The sequence below is a fragment of the Streptomyces shaanxiensis genome (assembly GCF_039537145.1).
Lineage (GTDB): Bacteria > Actinomycetota > Actinomycetes > Streptomycetales > Streptomycetaceae > Streptomyces > Streptomyces shaanxiensis.
The window spans coordinates 748,588-768,496 of sequence record NZ_BAAAZY010000012.1 but is presented as its reverse complement, the minus strand read 5'-3'; the positions used below and the strand labels follow the sequence as shown (position 1 = coordinate 768,496).

Annotated in this window: 16 protein-coding genes; 6 read left to right on the top strand and 10 right to left on the bottom strand. The window is 69.4% G+C overall.

Going from position 1 to position 19,909, the window contains the following annotated elements; genetic code table 11:
• The first annotated feature begins 34 nt into the window (after positions 1 to 34).
• Positions 35 to 2,152: a S9 family peptidase gene (locus tag ABD932_RS26475; protein ID WP_345016009.1), complete on the top strand. Its 2,118-nt coding sequence runs from the start codon at positions 35 to 37 to the stop codon at positions 2,150 to 2,152.
• A gap of 13 nt (positions 2,153 to 2,165) precedes the next feature.
• Here the strand turns inward: ABD932_RS26475 and ABD932_RS26470 are convergent, their stop codons facing one another.
• The 6 genes from ABD932_RS26470 to ABD932_RS26445 all read right to left on the bottom strand — a co-directional run bounded on the left by ABD932_RS26470 (position 2,166) and on the right by ABD932_RS26445 (position 8,444).
• Positions 2,166 to 2,516, bottom strand: coding sequence for a hypothetical protein (locus ABD932_RS26470; protein ID WP_345016008.1), 351 nt, complete (start codon positions 2,514 to 2,516; stop codon positions 2,166 to 2,168).
• A gap of 154 nt (positions 2,517 to 2,670) precedes the next feature.
• Positions 2,671 to 3,741: an ABC transporter ATP-binding protein gene (locus ABD932_RS26465; protein WP_345016007.1), complete on the bottom strand. Its 1,071-nt coding sequence runs from the start codon at positions 3,739 to 3,741 to the stop codon at positions 2,671 to 2,673.
• Positions 3,734 to 4,708 carry an ABC transporter ATP-binding protein gene (locus tag ABD932_RS26460; RefSeq protein ID WP_345016006.1) on the bottom strand — a complete coding sequence of 325 codons (975 nt, stop codon included), beginning with the start codon at positions 4,706 to 4,708 and terminating at the stop codon, positions 3,734 to 3,736. Before ABD932_RS26460 ends, ABD932_RS26465 begins: the two co-directional genes overlap by 8 nt.
• A gap of 167 nt (positions 4,709 to 4,875) precedes the next feature.
• A complete protein-coding gene (locus tag ABD932_RS26455; RefSeq protein WP_345016005.1) occupies positions 4,876 to 5,895 on the bottom strand; it encodes an ABC transporter permease in 1,020 nt (339 codons plus the stop codon).
• The gene (locus ABD932_RS26450; RefSeq protein WP_345016004.1) at positions 5,888 to 6,811 is read right to left on the bottom strand and encodes an ABC transporter permease; all 924 of its coding nucleotides are present in this window, start codon (positions 6,809 to 6,811) and stop codon (positions 5,888 to 5,890) included. Before ABD932_RS26450 ends, ABD932_RS26455 begins: the two co-directional genes overlap by 8 nt.
• A 7-nt stretch (positions 6,812 to 6,818) precedes the next feature.
• Positions 6,819 to 8,444: a peptide ABC transporter substrate-binding protein gene (locus ABD932_RS26445; protein WP_345016003.1), complete on the bottom strand. Its 1,626-nt coding sequence runs from the start codon at positions 8,442 to 8,444 to the stop codon at positions 6,819 to 6,821.
• 357 nt (positions 8,445 to 8,801) lie between these two features.
• Between ABD932_RS26445 and ABD932_RS26440 the strand changes: the two genes are divergently transcribed.
• From ABD932_RS26440 to ABD932_RS26420, 5 genes are read left to right on the top strand one after another with little or no spacing between them, the layout of a single operon-like run.
• Positions 8,802 to 10,622: an ABC transporter substrate-binding protein gene (locus ABD932_RS26440; RefSeq protein WP_345016002.1), complete on the top strand. Its 1,821-nt coding sequence runs from the start codon at positions 8,802 to 8,804 to the stop codon at positions 10,620 to 10,622.
• Between the two features lie 6 nt (positions 10,623 to 10,628).
• On the top strand, positions 10,629 to 11,681 hold the full coding sequence (locus ABD932_RS26435) for an ABC transporter permease (protein WP_345016001.1): 1,053 nt from the start codon (positions 10,629 to 10,631) through the stop codon (positions 11,679 to 11,681).
• The gene (locus ABD932_RS26430; protein WP_345016000.1) at positions 11,678 to 12,610 is read left to right on the top strand and encodes an ABC transporter permease; all 933 of its coding nucleotides are present in this window, start codon (positions 11,678 to 11,680) and stop codon (positions 12,608 to 12,610) included. Before ABD932_RS26435 ends, ABD932_RS26430 begins: the two co-directional genes overlap by 4 nt.
• A 46-nt stretch (positions 12,611 to 12,656) precedes the next feature.
• On the top strand, positions 12,657 to 13,631 hold the full coding sequence (locus ABD932_RS26425; RefSeq protein WP_345015998.1) for an ABC transporter ATP-binding protein: 975 nt from the start codon (positions 12,657 to 12,659) through the stop codon (positions 13,629 to 13,631).
• Positions 13,628 to 14,605, top strand: coding sequence for an ABC transporter ATP-binding protein (locus ABD932_RS26420; protein WP_345015997.1), 978 nt, complete (start codon positions 13,628 to 13,630; stop codon positions 14,603 to 14,605). Before ABD932_RS26425 ends, ABD932_RS26420 begins: the two co-directional genes overlap by 4 nt.
• Before the next feature lie 102 nt (positions 14,606 to 14,707).
• On the opposite strand, the gene ABD932_RS26415 is transcribed toward ABD932_RS26420, so the two are convergent.
• From ABD932_RS26415 to ABD932_RS26400, 4 genes are all read right to left on the bottom strand, one after another.
• Positions 14,708 to 15,853: an ABC transporter ATP-binding protein gene (locus ABD932_RS26415; protein WP_345015996.1), complete on the bottom strand. Its 1,146-nt coding sequence runs from the start codon at positions 15,851 to 15,853 to the stop codon at positions 14,708 to 14,710.
• Positions 15,854 to 15,878: 25 nt separating this feature from the next.
• Positions 15,879 to 16,940 carry an ABC transporter ATP-binding protein gene (locus tag ABD932_RS26410; RefSeq protein WP_345015995.1) on the bottom strand — a complete coding sequence of 354 codons (1,062 nt, stop codon included), beginning with the start codon at positions 16,938 to 16,940 and terminating at the stop codon, positions 15,879 to 15,881.
• A gap of 10 nt (positions 16,941 to 16,950) precedes the next feature.
• A complete protein-coding gene (locus ABD932_RS26405; protein ID WP_345015994.1) occupies positions 16,951 to 17,928 on the bottom strand; it encodes an ABC transporter permease in 978 nt (325 codons plus the stop codon).
• A gap of 112 nt (positions 17,929 to 18,040) precedes the next feature.
• Positions 18,041 to 19,837 (bottom strand): ABC transporter substrate-binding protein, encoded by a 1,797-nt coding sequence (locus ABD932_RS26400; RefSeq protein WP_345015993.1) that lies wholly within the window; start codon positions 19,835 to 19,837, stop codon positions 18,041 to 18,043.
• Positions 19,838 to 19,909: the final 72 nt, after the last annotated feature.

Sequence of the window (19,909 nt, the reverse complement as noted above, 5' to 3'; positions counted from 1 at the left end):
CACAAGGGGGCGCACTGGCCAATATGGTCGGGGCATGACGACCGAGCCTGTCTCCTTCCCCCGCCGGCACGCCCGCACCCAGCGCTTCACCCTCGGCGCGCCCCGCGCGTTCACGGTGGCGCCCGACGGCAGCCGGGTCGCGTTCCTGCGCTCCGCCTCCGGTACGGACCCGGCGAGTTCGCTCTGGGTCCTCGACACGGCGGGCGGCGAGGAGCGCGTGGCGGCCGACCCGCGCGCCCTCCTGGGCGGTGCCTCGGAGGACCTCTCGCCCGAGGAGCGGGCCCGGCGCGAACGCAGCCGTGAGGCCGGCGCCGGCATCGTCGCCCACGCCACCGACAACGCCGTCGAGTTGGCGTCTTTTGCCTTGTCAGGGCGGCTTTTCACGGCGGAGCTGCGGGCCGGCACGGCACGTGAACTCCCGGTCCCCGGGCCGGTGATCGACCCCCGCCCCTCCCCCGACGGCCGGCACATCGCGTACGTCGCGCAGGGTGCCCTGCGGGTGGTGGGCGCCGAGGGCGAGGGCGACCGTGCGCTCGCCGAGCCGGAGTCGGACGGGGTCACCTATGGACTGGCCGAGTTCATCGCGGCCGAGGAAATGGGGCGATACCGGGGCTTCTGGTGGGGTCCGGAGTCGGACCGGCTGCTCGTGGCGCGCGCGGACGACACGCCGGTGCGCCGGTGGTGGATCGCCGATCCGGCGCGTCCGGAGAGCGAGCCGCAGCGCGTGGCGTACCCGGCGGCGGGGACCGGGAACGCGGACGTACGGCTGTTCGTGATCGGTCTGGACGGGGTCCGCACGGAGGTCGGGTGGGACCGGGCGCGCTACCCCTATCTGACACGAGTGCACTGGTCAGCGGGGGGTGCGCCGCTGCTCCTGGTCCAGGCGCGGGACCAGCGCAGCCAGTTGTTCCTGGCCGTGGACCCGGCGACGGGGGCGACGCGGATGGTGCACGCCGACGAAGATCCACAATGGCTGGAACTGTTCGCCGGCGTGCCCTGCTGGAGCCCGTCCGGGCACCTGGTGCGCATCGCCGACGAGGGCGGCGCACGGGTGCTCACGGTGGGGGAACGCCCGCTGACGGGACCGCAGTTGCACGTCCGCGCGGTGCTGGACGTCTCCGACGACGACGTGCTGATCTCGGCGTCGGCGGGCGAGGGCGCGGCCGATCCCGAGATCGGCGAAGTGCATGTGTACCGGGTGAACGAGCTCGGCGTGGAGCGTGTGTCGCAGGAGCCCGGCGTGCACGCGGCGGTGCGCGCCGGAGGCGTGACGGTGCTGGCGTCGCACACCCTCGGCCGACCGGGGTCTCAGGTCCAGGTTCTGCGCGACGGAAAGAGGATCGCAGCGGTCCGGTCGGATGCCGAAGATCCCGGTTTGACCCCGCGCGTGACCCTCACCGAAGGGGGCGCACGCCGCATCCCGTGCGCCGTGCTTATGCCTCGGGACTACGCCGGTGACACCCCGCTGCCGGTTTTGCTGGATCCCTACGGGGGACCGCACGGCGCCCGGGTGGTCGCCGCGCACAACGCCCACCTGACCTCGCAGTGGTTCGCCGACCAGGGGTTCGCCGTGGTCGTCGCGGACGGGCGCGGTACGCCGGGGCGCTCGCCCGCCTGGGAGAAGGCGGTCCACGGGGACTTCACGGTGTCCCTCGACGACCAGGTCGACGCGCTCCAGGACCTCGCGAAGTCCCACCCCCTCGACCTGTCCCGGGTGGCGATCCGCGGCTGGTCGTACGGCGGCTGGCTGGCGGGGCTCGCGGTACTGCGCCGCCCGGACGTCTTCCGCGCGGGCATCGCCGGGGCGCCGGTCACGGACTGGCGCCTGTATGACACGCACTACACGGAGCGGTACCTGGGCGACCCGGCCGCGCAGCCGGAGACGTACGCGAACAGCTCGCTCGTCACCGACGACGGCCTGTCCTCTCCCGCCGAGCCGCACCGCCCGCTGATGATCGTGCACGGTCTGGCCGACGACAACGTGGTCGTCGCCCACGCCCTGCGCCTGTCCTCGGCCCTCCTGGCCGCCGGCCGGCCGCACGAGGTGCTGCCGCTGTCCGGGGTGACGCACATGACCCCGCAGGAGCAGGTCGCGGAGAATCTGCTGCTGCTTCAGGTGGACTTCCTGAAGCGGTCGCTGGGACTGAACTGAATCCACGGGCCCGTCAGTTGCTCGGGTAGCTGAGGAAGAGCAGGAAGGCGAGACCGGTGAGCAGGAGGTGGACGGCACCGGTCTTCCAGTAGCGCGACACCGCGGCGAGGGCGAAGCCGCCGCCGGCCAGCCACCCGGTGAGGACCGCGATGTCGTGCTGCCCCTCGGCCGCGTGCCGGTCGGCGTACTCGTCGAAGCCCGCGCCGATGCCGGACACGATCATGCCGTAGCCGAGGACGATCAAGAGCAGGACGTCGAGGAGTCCTACGAGGACGGCGAACACACCGTCGAGTTCACGTGGCCGGCGTTCCATGGCCCAAGCCTCACGCAGGGACGGGCCGAAGTCCTGAGTACCCGTACTCATTGCCGCACAGCAACGGACCGGGGTGACATGGCGCACCCCGGTCCGTTTACGGCACCCGCACGGCCGTACGCTGTTCAGCCTGACGCGTCCGTATATCGGGATCGGGTCGGCGAAGTTGCCTGCGTGTTAACGCGGTTCGTGTGTGTTTGTACGGCTATGGCGTCGGCTCCGGCAGCACGGTCCGCCCCGGCGCGGAGCGCCTGATCGATACGGCCTCGGCGAAATGGCAGGCCGAGTCGTGCGCCGCGGGCCCGGTCGGATCGCCGAGGTGGAGCGGCACCGCGAGCGCCGGCACCTCCTGGGCGCAGCGTTCCTGGGCCTTCCAGCAGCGGGTGCGGAAGCGGCAGCCGGAGGGGATGTTCGTCGGGGACGGGACGTCGCCGGTGAGGATGATGCGCTCGCGGTGTGCACGGGCCTCCGGGTCGGGGACCGGGACCGCGGAGAGCAGCGCCTGGGTGTAGGGGTGCGTGGGGTGGTCGTAGATCTCGGCGTCCGTGCCGATCTCCACGATCCGTCCGAGGTACATCACCCCGACCCGGTCGGAGATGTGCCGGACGATCGACAGGTCGTGGGCGATGAAGACGTAGGACAGGTCGAACTCGTTCTGCAGGCGGTCCATCAGGTTGATGACCTGGGACTGGACGGAGACGTCCAGCGCGGAGACGGGTTCGTCGGCGACGATGATCTCCGGGCGCAGGGCCAACCCCCTTGCGATGCCGATGCGTTGGCGCTGGCCGCCGGAGAACTGGTGCGGGTAGCGGTTGATGTGCTCGGGGTTGAGGCCGACCACGTCCAGCAGTTCCCGGACCTTCTTGCGCCTCTCGCCCCTGGGGGCCGCCTCGGGGTGGATCTCGTACGGCTCTCCGATGATGTCGCCCACCGTCATACGGGGGTTGAGGGAGGTGTACGGGTCCTGGAAGACCATCTGGATGTTGCGCCGTACGGCCTTCAGGGCGCGGCCGGACAGCCGGGTGATGTCCTCGCCCTTGTACTTGATGGCGCCGGCCGTCGGTCGTTCCAGGTTGACCAGCATTCTGGCGACCGTGGACTTGCCGCAGCCGGACTCGCCGACGATGCCGAGGGTTTCGCCGCGGTGGAGCGTGAAGTCGACGCCGTCGACCGCCCTGACCGAGCCGACCTCCTTCCTGAAGAGGACGCCCTGGGTGAGCGGGTAGTGCTTGACGAGTCCGCCGACCTCCAGGATCGCCTCCGCTTCCTCAGCCATCGAGGCACTCCCTCCAGAAGTGGCAGGCGCTGCCGCGTACTTCGTCGACCTCGTTGAGGGGAGGCACGTCGGTGCGGCACACGTCCCGGGCCATCGGGCAGCGGGGGTGGAAGGCGCAGCCCTGCGGGATGTCCATGAGGTTGGGGGGCAGGCCCTTGATGGCGTAGAGCTCCTGCCCCTTCTGGTCCAGGCGCGGGATGGAGTCCAGCAGGCCGCGGGTGTAGGGGTGGGCGGGCGCCTTGTAGATGTCGTGGACCGGCGCCGACTCGACGATGCGGCCCGCGTACATCACGGCGATCCGGTCGGCGACGTCCGCGACCACGCCGAGGTCGTGGGTGATGAGGATCAGCCCCATGGCGTACTCGCGCTGCAACTCCGCCAGCAGATCCATGACCTGGGCCTGGACGGTGACGTCGAGGGCGGTGGTGGGCTCGTCGGCGATGATGAGGGCCGGTTCGAGGGCGAGGGCCATCGCGATCATGATGCGTTGGCGCATGCCGCCGGAGAACTGGTGCGGGTACTGCTTGACGCGCTCCTCGGCGGCCGGGATGCGGACGCGGTCCATCAGCTCGACGGCCTTCGCGCGGGCGTCCTTGCGCGACATCCCCCGGTGCACGACGAACATCTCGCCGAGCTGGTCGCCGACGGTCAGCACCGGGTTCAGGGAGGACAGCGCGTCCTGGAAGATCATCGCCATCTCGGCCCCGCGGACCTTGCGCCGCTCCTCCTCCTTCAGCTTCAGCAGGTCCCGCCCCTGGAAGAGGATCTCGCCTCCGGCGATCCGCCCCGGCGGCACGTCAAGAATCCCCATCACCGCCTGCGCGGTCACCGACTTCCCGGACCCGGACTCCCCGAGCACCGCCAGCGTCTCCCCCGCGTCCACGCCGTAACTGACCCCGTTGACCGCCTTGGCGACCCCGTCCCGCGTCCGGAACTCCACGTACAGATCACGCACTTCGAGCAACATGACGCGACCTCACCTCACCTTCGCTTCGAGGGCGTCGCACACGGCGTCGCCGAGATGATGAAGGCCGAGACGGCGACCGCGAGGGCGGCGGGCACACGGCGGAACTGCCTCCCCATGACGCCCCCTCCCCCGCCCACCCGCACTCGCACCGCAAACCCCACAACCCCTCACCTCAACTTCGGATCCAGGGCGTCGCGCACCGCGTCGCCGAGCATGATGAAAGCCAGGACCGTGAGGGCCAGGGCTCCGGAGGGCCACAGCAGGGCGTGGGGGGCGTTGCGGATGTACGGGGAGGCTGCCGAGATGTCGATGCCCCAGGAGACGCTCGGGGGTTTCAGGCCCACGCCGAGGTAGGACAGGGTCGCCTCCAGGGCGATGTACGTGCCGAGCGCGATGGTGGCGACCACGATCACGGGGGCGACGGCGTTGGGCGCGATGTGGCGGAGCAGGACGCGGGAGTTGGAGGCGCCCAGGGCGCGGGCGGCCTGGACATAGTCGTTCTGTTGGGCCGTGATGACCGCGCCGCGGGCGATGCGGGAGATCTGGGGCCAGCCGAGCAGCACGATGAAACCGATGACCGGCCAGACGGAGTTGCCGGTCACCACCGAGAGAAGGACCAGGCCGCCGAGGACGACCGGGATGGCGAAGAAGATGTCGGTGATCCGGGAGAGGAACGAGTCCCAGAGCCCGCCGAAGAAGCCGGCGAGCGCGCCCAGCACCGAGCCGAGGACCGCCACCCCGAGCGTGGCGCAGACGCCGACCATGACGGACGTACGGGCGCCGTAGACCGTACGGGTGTAGACGTCGCAGCCCTGTCCGTCGTAGCCGAAGGGATGGCCGGGCGCGGAGCCCTGCTGGGCCTTGGCGAGGTCGCACTTGAGGGGGCTGCCGGAGGCGATCGCCGAGGGCCACAGGGAGATGAAGAGCAGGAAGAGGATGATCAGGGCCGAGACGACGAAGACGGGGTTGCGGCGCAGGTCGCGCCAGGCGTCGGACCAGAGGCTGCGGGGCCGTTCGGCGGAGGCCGCCGAGGGGGTTGCCCCTGCCGGGCCGGTGCTCTCCGGTCCGCCGGAGAGGGCCGAGGGAGGCCGTTCGAGGGTCGCGGCCTCGCCCGCGGCCAGGTCCATCGCGCCGCCCGCACCGCTGCCGGCGATCGCGCCCTCGGACGGGAACGGCTGGTCAGGCATAGCGGATCCTCGGGTCGAGTACGGCGTACAGGAGGTCGACGACCAGGTTGCAGAGGAGGAAGACGAGGACGAGGACCGTCACGAAGCCGACGACGGTCTGGGTGTTCTGGCGCAGGATGCCCTGGTAGAGCTGGTAGCCGACGCCGTGGATGTTGAAGATCCGCTCGGTGACGATCGCCCCGCCCATGAGGAAGCCGATGTCGGCGCCGATGAAGGTGACGACGGGGATGAGGGAGTTGCGGAGCAGGTGGCGGGTCACCACTCGGTGTCTGGGCAGGCCCTTCGCGATGGCCGTGCGGACGTAGTCGGAGCGTCGGTTCTCCGCGATGGAGGTCCGGGTCAGGCGGGTGACGTAAGCCAGGGAGACCGAGGCCAGGACCAGGCCCGGGATCATCAGCTCGCCGAAGGGGGCCGCCGAGGAGACGGAGGGCCGGATCCAGCCCCATTCCACGCCGAGCAGCAGCTGGAGCAGCAGGCCGGTGACGAAGGTGGGGACGGAGATGACGACGAGGGTGAGGAGCAGGACACCCGTGTCGACGGGGTGGCCGCGGCGCAGGCCGGTGACGACGCCGAGCGTGACCCCGACGACGACCTGGATGAGGATCGCCACGATGGTCAGGCGGATGGTGACCGGGAAGGCCGTCGACATCAGCTCGGTGACTTCCTGGCCGTTGAACGCCGTACCGAAGTCGCCGGTGAAGACGTTCCCCATGTAGGTCAGGTACTGCTGCCACACGGGCTTGTCGAGGCCGAACTCCTTCCGCAGCTGGGCGGCCGTCGCCGGGTCGCACTGCCGGTCGCCGCACAGACCCGCGACGGGGTCGCCCATCACGTTCACCATGAGGAAGATCAGCAGCGTGGCCCCGATGAACACCGGGACCATCTGCAGCAGCCGCCGGACGACGTACTGCCCCATGGCGGGCTCAGCCGACCTTGATCTGGTCGTAGACGGGGACGCTGAACGGGTTGAGGGCCACGTTCGACAGCCGCTCGGACCAGCCGGCGCTGCCGTTCTGGTACCAGAGCGGGATGGCCGCCATGTTGTCCCGGACGACCTCCTCGGCCCGCTGGAAGGTCTCGACCGCCTTGGCGACGTCCGTCTCGGCGTTCGCCCGGTCGACGAGCTTGTCGAACTCCTCGTTGGACCACTTGCCGTCGTTGGAGGAGGCGTTGGTGTAGTAGAGCGGCTGGAGGAAGTTCTGGGGCAGCGGGTAGTCCATCTGCCAGCCCGCCCGGAAGGGACCGGAGAGCTTCTGGGTCGTGCTCTTGCTCCGGAAGTCGGCGAAGGTGCCGATCGGGTTGCCGACGCAGGCCCGGTCGTTGTCCAGGGCGTTGTTGATGGAGTTGCAGACGGCGTCCACCCACAGCTTGTGGGAGCCGGTGTCCGCGTTGTACGTGATCTTCACCTGCCCGCCGGGCAGCCCGCCCCCCTCCTTGATCAGCTTCTTCGCCGCGGCCGCGTCGTACTCGCACCACTCACCGCACAGCCCCTTCTTGTAGCCGCCCTCCGCGCCGAGGACGGGTGAGGTCCAGTCGGTGGCGGGGGTGCGGGTCCCCTGGAAGATGGTCTTGGTGATCTGCTCGCGGTCGATCGCCCGGGACAGGCCCTTGCGGACCTTGACCGAGCCGGGCCTGTTCCAGTCCTTGTCGTAGTGCGGGAAGGCCAGGGTCTGGATGATGCCGGCCGGGGTGTTGAGGTAGCGGTCGCCGAGGTCGCTGCGGACGTTCCCGAGCTGCTGGGCCGGGACGTCGTCGACGAGGTCGAGGTTGCCGGCCATCAGGTCGGTGTAGGCCGTGTTGTTGTCCGTGTAGACCTTGAGGGTGACGCCGCCGTTGCGGGCCGCGTCCTCGCCCGGGTAGGCGTCCCATCGCGTCAGGCGCATCTCGGAGCCCTTGGTGTACGCGTCCACGGCGTACGGGCCGTTGCCGACGGGCTTGGCCAGCCAGCCGGCGTGGTCGTCGAAGAAGGCCCGGGGCAGGGGGACGAAGGCGTTGTAGCCGAGGGTGTCGGGGAAGCTGGAGAACTTCTGGCTGAGCCGGACGGTGAAGGTCCGGTCGTCGACCACCTTCAGCCCGGACATCGTCTCGGCGCTCTGCTCGCCCTTCGCCGGGTGGACCTTGTCGTAGCCCTGGATGTAGCTGAAGAAGTAGGCGTTCTTCTGGTTGTTCCTCAGGCTCGCCCCGTAGTTCCAGGCGTCCACGAAGGACTTGGCGGTGACCTTCTCGCCGTCGCTGAAGGTCCAGCCCTCCTTGAGGGTGACCGTGTAGTTCTGCGAGTCCGGGGTCTCGATCCGCTCGGCGAGCATGTCCTTCGCCTCGCCGGTCTTCGGGTCGTACTGCTTCAGCCCCCGGAAGATCATGGAAAGTACCTTGCCGCCCTGCACCTCGTTGGTGTTGGCGGGTTCCAGCGGGTTCTGCGGATCGGTCCACGAGGAGCTGAACACCGCGGCGCCGTCGGCGGCGCTGCCGCCCCCGCCTCCGCAGGCCGTCGCCGCGAGTGCGACCACCACCGCGCATGCGGCCCGTCCGGCGTGCGTGGCTCCGCGCATGGTGCGTCCTCCTGACTGCGCCGCCTGGATGTCGCCGCGCCCTGGCAGCAAATATCGGCAGCCGCGAAGGACTGTGCATGTGCACGGCACCCATCCGAGGTGCCGTTAGCTCGTTCGGCGGCAAGTGTCGGCCGCCCGGTCGGCGCGACGGTATCCGGCACCGATCGCCTTCGCCCCGCCGGGCCGTCAGGGACTGACCTGGTGCTCTTCACCGGTGTGGACCAATGGCTGTCTCAATCTCATCACTTCGTTGTTTCCGCAGGCCACATGGGGTTTCATGCGCCGTCGGCGCGCGCAGTAAAGCGCTGACAGTCCAAGCAGCCCTCCCTGTGCAAGCGATGACGTGAGGTCACGATCATGAGCACTCAAGAGCAGCACAGCAGAGCGCGGCGCCTCCTCGCCGCCGGAGCCGCCATCCTGACGCTGTCGGCCGGACTCGCGCCGCAGCAGGCCGTGGCGGCGGACGGCGACAAGGTCCTCACCGTCGCGGTCGCACAGAGTGTCGACTCACTGAGCCCCTTCCTGGCGTCGCGGCTCCTCAGCACGAGCATCCACCGGCTGATGTACGAGTACCTCACGAACTACGACCCCAAGGACGCCCATGCCGTCCCAGCCCTGGCGACCGAGTGGAAGTCGTCGTCGGACAAGCTGACCTGGACGTACACGATCCGCTCCGACTCCAAGTGGTCGGACGGACAGCAGGCCACCGCCGAAGACGCGGCGTGGACGTTCAACAAGATGATGACCGACGAGGGCGCGGCCACCGCCAACGGCAGCTTCGTCGGCAACTTCCGGAAGGTGACGGCACCGAGCCCCACCGAGCTGGTCATCGAGCTGAAGAAGCCGCAGGCCACGATGACGGCACTGGACGTGCCGATCGTGCCGAAGCACATCTGGGAGAAGGTCGGCGACTTCTCGAAGTTCAACAACGACAAGGACTTCCCCGTAGTCGGGAACGGGCCGTTCGTCCTCACCGACTACAAGCCCGACAGCTATGTGCGGCTGAAGGCCAACAAGGACTTCTGGCGCGGCGCGCCGAAGTTCGACGAGCTGGTCTTCCGCTACTACAAGGACCAGGACGCCGCGGTCGCCGCCCTGCGCAAGGGCGAGGTCTCCTTCGTCGCCGGCGCCCCCGCGCTGACGCCCGCTCAGGCGGCCTCCCTCAAGGGCGAGAAGAACATCCACGTCAACGACGCCCCCGGCCGCCGCTTCTACGCCCTCGCCGTCAACCCGGGGGCGAAGGCCAGGAACGGGCAGAAGATCGGTGACGGCCACCCCTCCCTGCTGGACCAGCGGGTGCGGCACGCCCTGTTCACGGCGGTCGACCGCAAGACCATCATCGACAAGGTGTTCCAGGGGTACGCGGTGCAGGGCGAGGGGTACATCCCGCCGCGGTTCTCCTCGTACTTCTGGAAGCCGGCGGACCAGCAGGAACTCGCCTACGACCCCGCAAAGGCCGGCCAACTCCTCGACCAGGCGGGTTACAAGAAGAACGGCGACGGCAAGCGGGTCGGCAAGGACGGCAAGCCGATCAACTACCGCATCCTGTGCCACGCCACCGACTCCAACGACAAGGCCATAGGGCAGTACCTCCAGGAGTGGTGGGGCGAGCTCGGCATCGGCGTGACCCTCAACTGCCTGGACAACGTCAGCGACCCCTGGCTCGCGGGAACCTACGACCTCGCCTTCGACGGCTGGTCCGTCAACCCCGACCCGGACTTCGTGCTGTCGATCCACACCTGCGGCGCGCTGCCCGCGACCCCGAAGGACACGGGCGCGACCGACAACTTCATCTGCGACAAGCGGTACGACGACCTGTACGCCAGGCAGCTCGCCGAGTACGACCCGGCCAAACGGGCGGACATCGTCAAGCAGATGGAGTCGCGGCTGTACGACCTCGGGTACATGAACGTCATGGCGTACCCGAACGCGGTCGAGGCCTACCGCACGGACCAGATCAAGTCGATCACGACGATGCCCGAGAAGGCGGGCAACATCTACGGGCAGGACGGCTACTGGAGTTGGTGGTCGGCGACCCCGGCGGACTCGGACGCCTCCTCCGACGGCTCCGGCTCGACGGGCGTGGTCATCGGGGTCGTCGCCGGTGCCGCCGTCCTCGTCGGCGCGGGTGTGTTCTTCGCTCTGCGCCGCCGGGCGACCGCCGAGGACCGCGAGTAGCCGCGCATGACCGCCGACGCACCCTCCGCCGCGGCCGTCAAGGCCGCCGCGCCCGCGGTCCGGGGACCGCGGGCGCGCACCGGCACGCGCTATCTGCGGTACGGCGCCGGCAAGGTGGGCGGCGCCGCCGTCTCCCTGCTCGCCGTCCTCGTCACCGGGTTCTTCCTGTTCCGGCTGATTCCCGGCGACCCCGTCAAGACCATGACGGGCGGCCGCCCCATCTCCGAGGAACAACTCGCCGCCTACCGCAGGGAGTTCGGACTCGACCTGCCGCTGTGGGAGCAGTTCACCGACTACTGCGGCAAGGCGCTCACCGGGGATCTCGGGACGTCGTACCAGTTCCGGGCGCCCGTCATCGACAAGATCTCCGAGGCGCTGCCCAACACCCTGCTGCTCACCGGCACCGCGTTCGTCCTGTACACCCTGCTCGGCATCGTGCTGGGCACCCGCTCGGCCTGGCGCCACGGGGGGCTCGGCGACCGCCTGAACACAGGTCTGGCCCTCACCCTTTACTCGATCCCGTCGTTCTGGCTGGGCCTGCTGCTGATCATCGTGTTCTCGGTGGGCATCGGCCCGATTCCCGGGCTGTTCCCGACCGGCGGCATGGAGTCGGGCGGTGAGGAGGGCTTCGCGTACGCCCTCGACGTCGCCCACCATCTGATCCTGCCCGTCGTCACCCTGGTCGCGGTCGAGTACGGCCAGACCCTGCTGGTGGCCCGCTCCGCGCTGCTGGACGAGATGGGCAGCGACTATCTGACGACGGCCCGCGCCAAGGGCCTCCGGGACGACCTGGTCCGGCGCCGGCATGCCGTGCCGAACGCGCTGCTGCCGACGGTGACGCTGGTCTTCGTCAATCTGGGCCGGACGGTCGCCGGCGTGATCCTGGTCGAGACGGTGTTCTCCTGGCCGGGGCTCGGCGGGCTGTTCTACCAGGCGCTGAGCGTGCCCGATCTGCCGCTGGTGCAGGGCCTGTTCCTCTTCTTCGCAGCGGCGGTGATCGTCATGAACACCCTGGCCGACCTGGTCTATCCGCTGCTCGACCCCCGGGTGGGCCGATGACAACCGAGACCGGGAAGGACGATGCCGGGGCGCGTACGGCCGGTCCGCGCGCGCTCGCCCGGCAGCGGCGGCGCCAGTCCGTCGTACGTTTCTGGAAGCAGTACCGCACCCATCGCGCGGGCCTGGTGGGGCTGATCGCGCTCGCCCTGTTCGCGCTGCTCGCGCTGACCGCCCCGCTCACGTTCGGCTCCGACGTGGCCGGCGTGACCGGGGCGCCGGGGCAGCCGATGGAGAGCCCGAGCGCCGAGTTCCCGCTGGGGACCGACCGGTTCGGGCGGGATCTGCTGGGCCTGCTGGTGTGGGGCTCGCGGGTGTCGCTGCTGGTCGGGCTGCTCGCGGCCGCGCTGTCGGTGGCGATCGGCACGCTGGTCGGAATCACCGCGGGGCACTTCAAGGGGGCGTACGCCACCGTGCTGATGCGGATCACCGACTGGTTCCTGGTGATGCCGACCCTGGTCCTCGCCATCGCGCTGGCCACCGTGATGTCCCGCTCGCTGGGCACGGTCGTCCTGGCGATCGGCGTGACCTCCTGGCCGACCACGGCCCGGCTGGTGCGGGCGCAGACGCTGGCGGTGGAGTCACGGCCGTACATCGAACGCGCGAAGGCGCTGGGCGGCGGGCACTGGCACATCATGTCCCGGCATGTGCTGCCCAATGTGATGCCGTTGGTGCTCGCCCAGACGACGCTGATGATCTCCTCCTCCATCCTCGCCGAGGCGACGCTCGCCTTCCTGGGACTCGGCGATCCGACCGTCGTGTCGTGGGGCGGGCTGCTCCAGGACGCGCGGGAGGCGGGGGCGGTCAGCTCCGGGAACTGGTGGTACCTGGTGCCGCCGGGCATCGCGATCGCGGTGGTGGCGCTGGCGTTCACGCTGTGCGGGCGTGCGGTGGAGTCCGTGCTGAACCCCAGGCTGGGGGTGGGGCGTTGAGCCTGCTGACGAATACCGCCCTCAACCCCACACCGGGGGTGACACCTTGAGCCTGCTCGACGTCAGAAACCTCACGGTGACCTACGCCGGCGGTGCGGCCGCCGTGCGGGGCGTCGACCTGACGGTGGGGGCCGGGCAGAAGCTCGGCATCGCGGGTGAGTCGGGCTGCGGCAAGTCCACGCTCGCCCTCGCCCTGCTGCGGCTGCTGCCGGCCGGGGCTCGGATCGGCGGGGAGGTCCTGCTGGACGGCGAGGACGTCCTCACCATGAAGTGGGGCCGGGTGCGGGCGGTGCGCTGGGCCGGGGCCTCCATCGTCTTCCAGGGCGCGATGCACTCGCTCAACGCCGTGCACCGCGTCGGAGACCAGATCGCCGAGCCGATCCTGCTGCATGGCAAGGCGACCCCGGCGGGCGCCAGGAAGCGGGCCGGCGAGCTCCTGGAGCATGTGGGGCTCCCCGTGGCACGGGCGTCGGCGTATCCGCACGAACTCTCCGGCGGCCAGCGTCAGCGCGTCATGATCGCCATGGCACTCGCCTGCGACCCCCGTCTGATCGTCGCCGACGAGCCGACCACCGCCCTGGACGTGATGATCCAGGCGCAGATCCTCCGCCTCATCGAACAGCTCGTCGCGGAGCAGGAGTTGGGACTGATCGCGATCAGCCACGACCTGGCGGTCCTCGCCGACACCTGTGACCGGCTGGCGGTGATGTACGCGGGCCGAGTGGTCGAGGAGGGCCCGGCGCGCAAGGTCTACGAGGACGCCCGGCACCCCTACGGCAAGGCGCTGTCGGAGGCGTTCCCGAGGATCGGCGACCCGGCGTCGCGGTTCGCGCCGCGCGGCCTGCCGGGCGATCCGCCGGACCCGTCCGCCGTGCCCTGCGGGTGCGCCTTCCATCCGCGCTGCCCGGTCGCGCTGGAGTCCTGCGCGGTGGACGACCAGGAGCTGCGTGCGGCCGACGAGGACCGGCGGGCGGCCTGTGTGCACGTGCCGGCGACGCGGGACGCGAGGAGCGGATCATGACCCTCTTGAGCGCACAGGGCCTGCACGTCACCTACCCCGGCCGGCACGGCGCCCCACCCGCCCGCGCGGTGGACGGCGTCGAACTCGACATCGGCGCCGGGGAGATCGTGGCGCTGGTCGGCGAGTCCGGCTGCGGCAAGACGACGCTGGCCCGCGCCCTGCTCGGCCTGGAGCCGCCGACACAGGGGCGGGTCGTCTTCGACGGCGAGCCACTGCGGTACTCCTCGCGGGCCCTGAAGGCGTACCGGCGGCGCGTCCAGCTGGTCCTGCAGGACCCGACGGGATCGCTGAACCCACGGCACACGGTGTACGACGCGGTGGCTGAGGGTCTGCGGATCCACGGCCACGGCGGCGACGAGCGCACGGCGGTGGCCGAGGCACTGTCCCGGGCCGGCCTGCGGCCCCCGGAGCGCTTCTTCCTGCGCTACCCGCACGAACTCTCCGGCGGTCAGCGCCAACGCGTGGTCATCGCGGGCGCGTTGGTCCTCCAACCCGAACTCCTCGTCGCCGACGAGCCGGTGGCCTCCCTGGACGCCTCCGTACGCGGCGAGATCCTCGCCCTGCTGCTGCGGCTGCGCACCGACCTCGGCCTGTCGGCGCTGGTGGTCACGCACGACCTGGGGCTGGCGTGGAACATCGCGGACCGGGTGGCGGTGATGTACCTGGGCCGGATCGTGGAGACGGGGGACGTGGAGCAGGTGCTCACGGCGCCCCGGCATCCGTACACCCAGGCCCTGTTGTCGGTCCTGCCGGAGGCGCCGGGCGATCCGGTGGTCCTGACCGGCGAACCTCCGGACCCGACCCGCATCCCCTCCGGATGCCGTTTCCACGCCCGCTGCCAGGTGCTGGCGGGCGGGGAGGCGGACCGGGCGGGCGTGGCCGACGCCTGCCGGAACGAGGATCCTCAGGTGCTCGGCGGGGGTGCGCGGGCGCAGGTGGCGTGTCACTGGGCCCGGACGCGGATCACCGCGTGACGCCCCACGTACGGGTACCGTCCGCTGGCACATACGAAGACCGGGGGCGGGAGAGACTTCTCCCGCCCCCGGTCCCATGACGGCCGGCGATTGCCCCGTCGGTCAGCTCTTCGAGACCGCCGTGTCGCCGTCGGCGTTGTCCTCCAGGGCCTTCAGACCCTGGTCCAGTACGACGTCCTCGCCCCGGTCCGCGGTGGTGGGCTCCTCCGGGAAGTGGCACGCCGTCAGGTGCCCCGGCTTGCTGCCCTCGATGCGGAGCAGCGGCGGCTCCTGCGTCGCGCACTTGTCCTGCGCCTTCCAGCAGCGCGTACGGAACCGGCAGCCGGACGGCGGGCTGATCGGGGAGGGCACGTCACCCGCGAGGCGGATCCGCTCCCGCTTGGCCGCGTCGATGTCCGCGTCCGGCACCGCCGACAGCAGCGCGTGCGTGTAGGGGTGACGGGGCCGGTTGTAGAGCGAGTCGCGGTCCGCGATCTCCACGACCTTGCCGAGGTACATCACCGCGACGCGCTGCGAGAAGTGGCGCACGATCGCCAGGTCGTGGGCGATGAAGACGAAGGCGATGCCCATCTCCCGCTGCACCTCCTGCAGCAGGTTCACCACCTGGGCCTGGATCGACACGTCGAGGGCCGAGACCGGCTCGTCCGCGATGATCAGCTTCGGCTCCAGCGCGACGGCGCGCGCGACACCGATGCGCTGGCGCTGGCCGCCCGAGAACTCGTGCGGGAAGCGGTTGTAGTGCTCCGGGTTGAGACCGACGATCTCCAGGAGCTCCCGGACCCGCTTCTCACGGCCGCCGGGCGGGTTGATCCCGTTGATCTCCATCGGGCCCGAGATGATCTTGCCGACCGTCTGCCGCGGGTTCAGCGACGCGTACGGGTCCTGGAAGATCATCTGGATCTCGGACCTGATCGGCGCCAGCTTCGACCGGCTGGCGTGACTGATGTCCCGCCCCTTGTACTCGATGGTGCCCTCGGTCGGCTCGTACAGCCGGGTCAGCAGTCGCCCGGTCGTCGACTTGCCGCAGCCGGACTCGCCGACCAGGCCGAGGCTCTCGCCCGGGAAGACCTCCAGGTCGACGCCGTCGACGGCCTTGACATGGCCGACGGTCCGCCGGATCGGGAAGCCGCCTTTGATCGGGAAGTGTTTCTTCAGGCCGCTGACCCGAAGGAGCGGTGCGCTGTCCTCGTCCCGCTGCTGCGGGATCGCGTCGGCGACCGCCGTGGTGGTGTTGCTGTTGTCGCTCATGGTGATGCCCCAGTCCCGGTTTGGCTCAGCCCAGCCGGGGCTGAATCGTCTCGATGAACAGCTGCTGCCGCTGGTCCCCCGTCAGGTGACACGCGGCGGCCCGCCCTTGGGCGAGCAGCGGCCGCTCACTGGAGCAACGGCCTCCAGGAACCTCTTCGGCGAAGCCGCACCGCGGGTGGAACGCACAACCCGAGGGCGGGTTGAGCAGCGAGGGGGGCGATCCGGGGATCGGCACCAGCGGCTCGTCGACATCGGACGTGAGCCTCGGCATCGACCCCAGCAGGCCCCAGGTGTACGGGTGCTGAGGCGACTTGAGCACCTCGCGCACCGTGCCCCGCTCGACCGCGCGGCCCGCGTACATCACGAGGATGTCGTCGGCCATGTTGGCGACCACGCCGAGGTCGTGGGTGATCATGATGATGGCGGAGCCGAACTCCTGCTGCAGGTCCTTGAGCAGGTCGAGGATCTGCGCCTGCACCGTCACGTCGAGCGCCGTGGTGGGCTCGTCGGCGATGAGCAGGTCCGGGTCGCATGCGAGCGCCATCGCGATCATGGCGCGCTGCCGCATACCGCCGGAGAACTGGTGCGGATAGTCGTCGACCCGCTGCTGCGGGTGCGGGATGCCGACCTTCTCGAGCAGGTCGATGGCGCGCACGCGGGCGTCCCGCTTGGAGGCTCCGGTGTGCTTCATGAACGGCTCGCCGATCTGGCGGCCGACCGTGTAGTACGGCGACAGCGCGGTCAGCGCGTCCTGGAAGATCATCGCCATCTTCTTGCCGCGCAGCGTCTCCAGCTGCTTCTCGCCGGCGTCGGTCAGCTCCTGACCGTCCAGCGTGATCGACCCGTCGATGGCGGTGTTCTTGCGGTTGTGCAGGCCGAGTACGGCGAGGTTGGTCACCGACTTGCCGGAGCCGGACTCACCGACGATGCCGAGGGTCTTGCCACGCTCCAGGTCGAAGGAGAGCCCGTCCACCGCCTTGACGACGCCGTCCTCGGTGGAGAAGTGGACCTTGAGGTCACGTACCGAGAGAAAGGCCCGCTCCGCGGCGGTGGCCGCGGCCTTTTCGGGCTTGGTCTGAGTGGTCACGGTGGTTCTCCTAGGACAGCCGCACGCGCGGGTCGATGACGGCGTACAGGGCGTCCACGATCAGGTTGAAGACGATGATGAGCGCGGCGCTGATCAGCATGACGCCCATCAGCATCGGCAGGTCCTTGTCGGTGACGGACTTCAGCGCGAGCCGGCCGAGACCGGCCAGACCGAACGTCAGCTCCGTCACCATGCCGCCTGCCAAGAGCGAGGAAAGGTCGATGCCGAGGATGGTGACGATGGGGATGAGGGAGCCTCGCCAGGCGTAGCGGAAGAACACGAAGTTGCCCGACATGCCCTTGGCGCGGGCCGCCTTCACATGCTCTTCCTGCAGCTGCTCGATCATCGAGGAGCGGGCCATACGCGTGTAGTTGGCGGTGAAGATGGTCGCCATGACGACCCAGGGGATCAACAGGCCCATGAACCAGCCGCCGACGTCCTCGGAGATCGGCACGTACTTCGGCTTCTCGAGCCAGCCGGTGCTGTAGACCAGGGCGAGCAGCACGAGCGGGCCGAGGAAGTAGATCTGCATGGAGCTGATGACCAGCGAACCCGAGCTGAACACCTTGTCCACCCACGTGCCGCGGTACTTGGCGGCCAGCAGACCGGCGCCGAGGCCGAGCGTGAGGAAGACGAGCAGACTGCCGGCGGTCAGCGAGATGGTCAGCGGGAAGCGGTCGAGGATCGTGTCCCAGACGTTCTGGTTGTTGGCGAAGGAGACACCGAAGCAGGGGGCGTCGCAGTGGCCGACGGCGAAGTCCCGGCCGGCGAAGATGCCGACGAGGAAGTTCCAGTACTGAACGGGGACGGGCGAGTCGAGGCCGAGGTTCTTGTGGATGATCGCCAGCGCGTCCGGAGTGCAGTTCTTGCCACAGGCCAGCAGGGCCGGGTCCTGCGGGATGGCGAAGAACATGAAGAACGTGAACGCGCTGATCAACAGCAAAATCAGCGCCGCGCCGAACGTCCGGCGAATGAGGAATTGAAGCATGGCAGGCAGCTGCTCTCAGGACGGCGGCAGTCGATGGGAAGGTCTGGGGAATCCGGGCCCCGGTGGTGGGCGCTCCGCCACGCGCCCACCACCGGTTTGCCGACGAAGCGGGTTACTTCTTCAGGAAGACCCGGGTGACGTCCACGTAGCTCGAGTCGGAGCTGTAGCGGATGCCGCCGATGTTCGAACCGAAGATCTGGAAGACCTTGGTGTAGTAGATCGGGGCGGCCGGGTTGACCTTCTCGGTGATGTACTTGTTGAGCGCGTCCCACGCCTTGGTGGCCTGGGCGGTGTCCGTGATCTTCACGATGCGGGCGATCTCGGAGTTGACGTGCTCGTCGTTGATGTGCGAGTAGTTCGACGCACCGTCCTGGATGGTGGTGCCGTCGTACAGGGGCGGGAAGACCGTGGACGCGGACGGCCAGTCCTGGCCCCAGCCGGTCATGTACAGGTCGTAGCCGTTCTTGACCTTACCGACCTGCTCGTACCAGGTGGCGGAGTCGATCTCCTTCTTCTGGATGTCGAGGCCGATCTTCTCCAGCGCGTCGGCGATCAGGACGGCCTGCTGCTGACGGACCGGCGTGTTGCCGTAGGCGTAGACGAGCTTCTTGCCCTTGAAGCCGCCCTCCTCGATCAGCTTCTTGGCGGCCTCGATGTCACCATTGGGCTTCTTGGCCCGGTTGAACGGGTCGTACTTCTCGTCGTAGCCCGGAGTGGTGGGCGACATCAGCGAGTTGGCGGTCTCACCGCCGTAGGCACCACCGTCGGCCTTGAAGACCGAGGCGGCCGGCAGAGCCAGGGTGATCGCGTCACGGAGCTTCTTGTCCTTGACGCGGTCCAGGTTGAAGTTGAGCTGCCACACGTAGGGCGCGTAGCCCTCGATGGTGCGCTTGCCCAGGACGTTCTTGTCGCCCACGACGGCCTGCAGCTGCGTGGTGGCGACCTGACCCGTGAACATCATCGCGTTCTTGGCGTCGCCCTGGTCGGCGAGGAGGGTCTTGGTCTGGTCCTCGTCGTCGTGGTTCATCTCGATGTCGAAGCCGTCGACGTACTGGTGACGCACCGAGTCGGACTTCGGGTCCCACTGGGTGTTCTTGACGAGCTTCATCGACTTGCCCGGCTTGAAGTCGGCGATCTTGTACGGGCCGGTCGCCACCGGGTCGGTGTCGTACTTCTCCTTGGTGTCCGACTCCTCCGGGACGACGCTGTAACCGGGCATGGTCAGCATCTGCGGGAGGTCGGGCTGCGCGTCCTTGAAGTGGAAGACGACCGTCTTGTCGTCCGGCGTCTCCAGAACGCTGTCCGGCAGGTGCTTGCCCTTGTCCGGGCCCGCGTAGGCGTCACGGTAGGTGGTGCCGGCACCGGACAGCCACTGCTGCAGGTACGTCGGACCGTCGGTGATGTAGGACGCGTACAGGCGCTCGACCGAGTGGCGGATGTCCGCCGAGTTGATCGGCTTGCCGTTCTCGTCCTTCAGACCGGGCTTCAGGGTGTAGGTCCAGGTCTTGCCGCCGTCGGAGACCTTGCCCGCGTCGGTGGCGAGGTCGCCCACGACGGTCAGGTTGCCCTTGTCGTCCTCGGAGTACTGGGTCAGACCGCGGTAGATGAGGCGGCTGAGCAGCTTTCCGTCCGAGACGTAGATCTGGCCCGGGTCCAGGTGGGAGAAGTCCGCCTCCTGGTAGACGATCGCGGTGCCGCCCGCCTTGGCACCGGGGACCTCGGCAGCGGGGCCGGTGGACGCCTTCGCATCGCCGATCTGCACCGGCTTGGACTGCGACTTGGCGTCCTCCTTGCTCTTGCTGTTGTCCTCCGCCGAGCTGCCGCCGCCACCGCAGGCGGTGAGGGTCAGGGCTCCGGCGGCAACCGCGACAAGCGCGGCCGTTGTGGTGCGGTTACGGAAGATGCTCATGGAGTGGAATCCACCTGCCTGTGAGTAGTGAGCATTGCTGGTAGCTGGCCGGAGCCGGGCCGTGGGGACCGA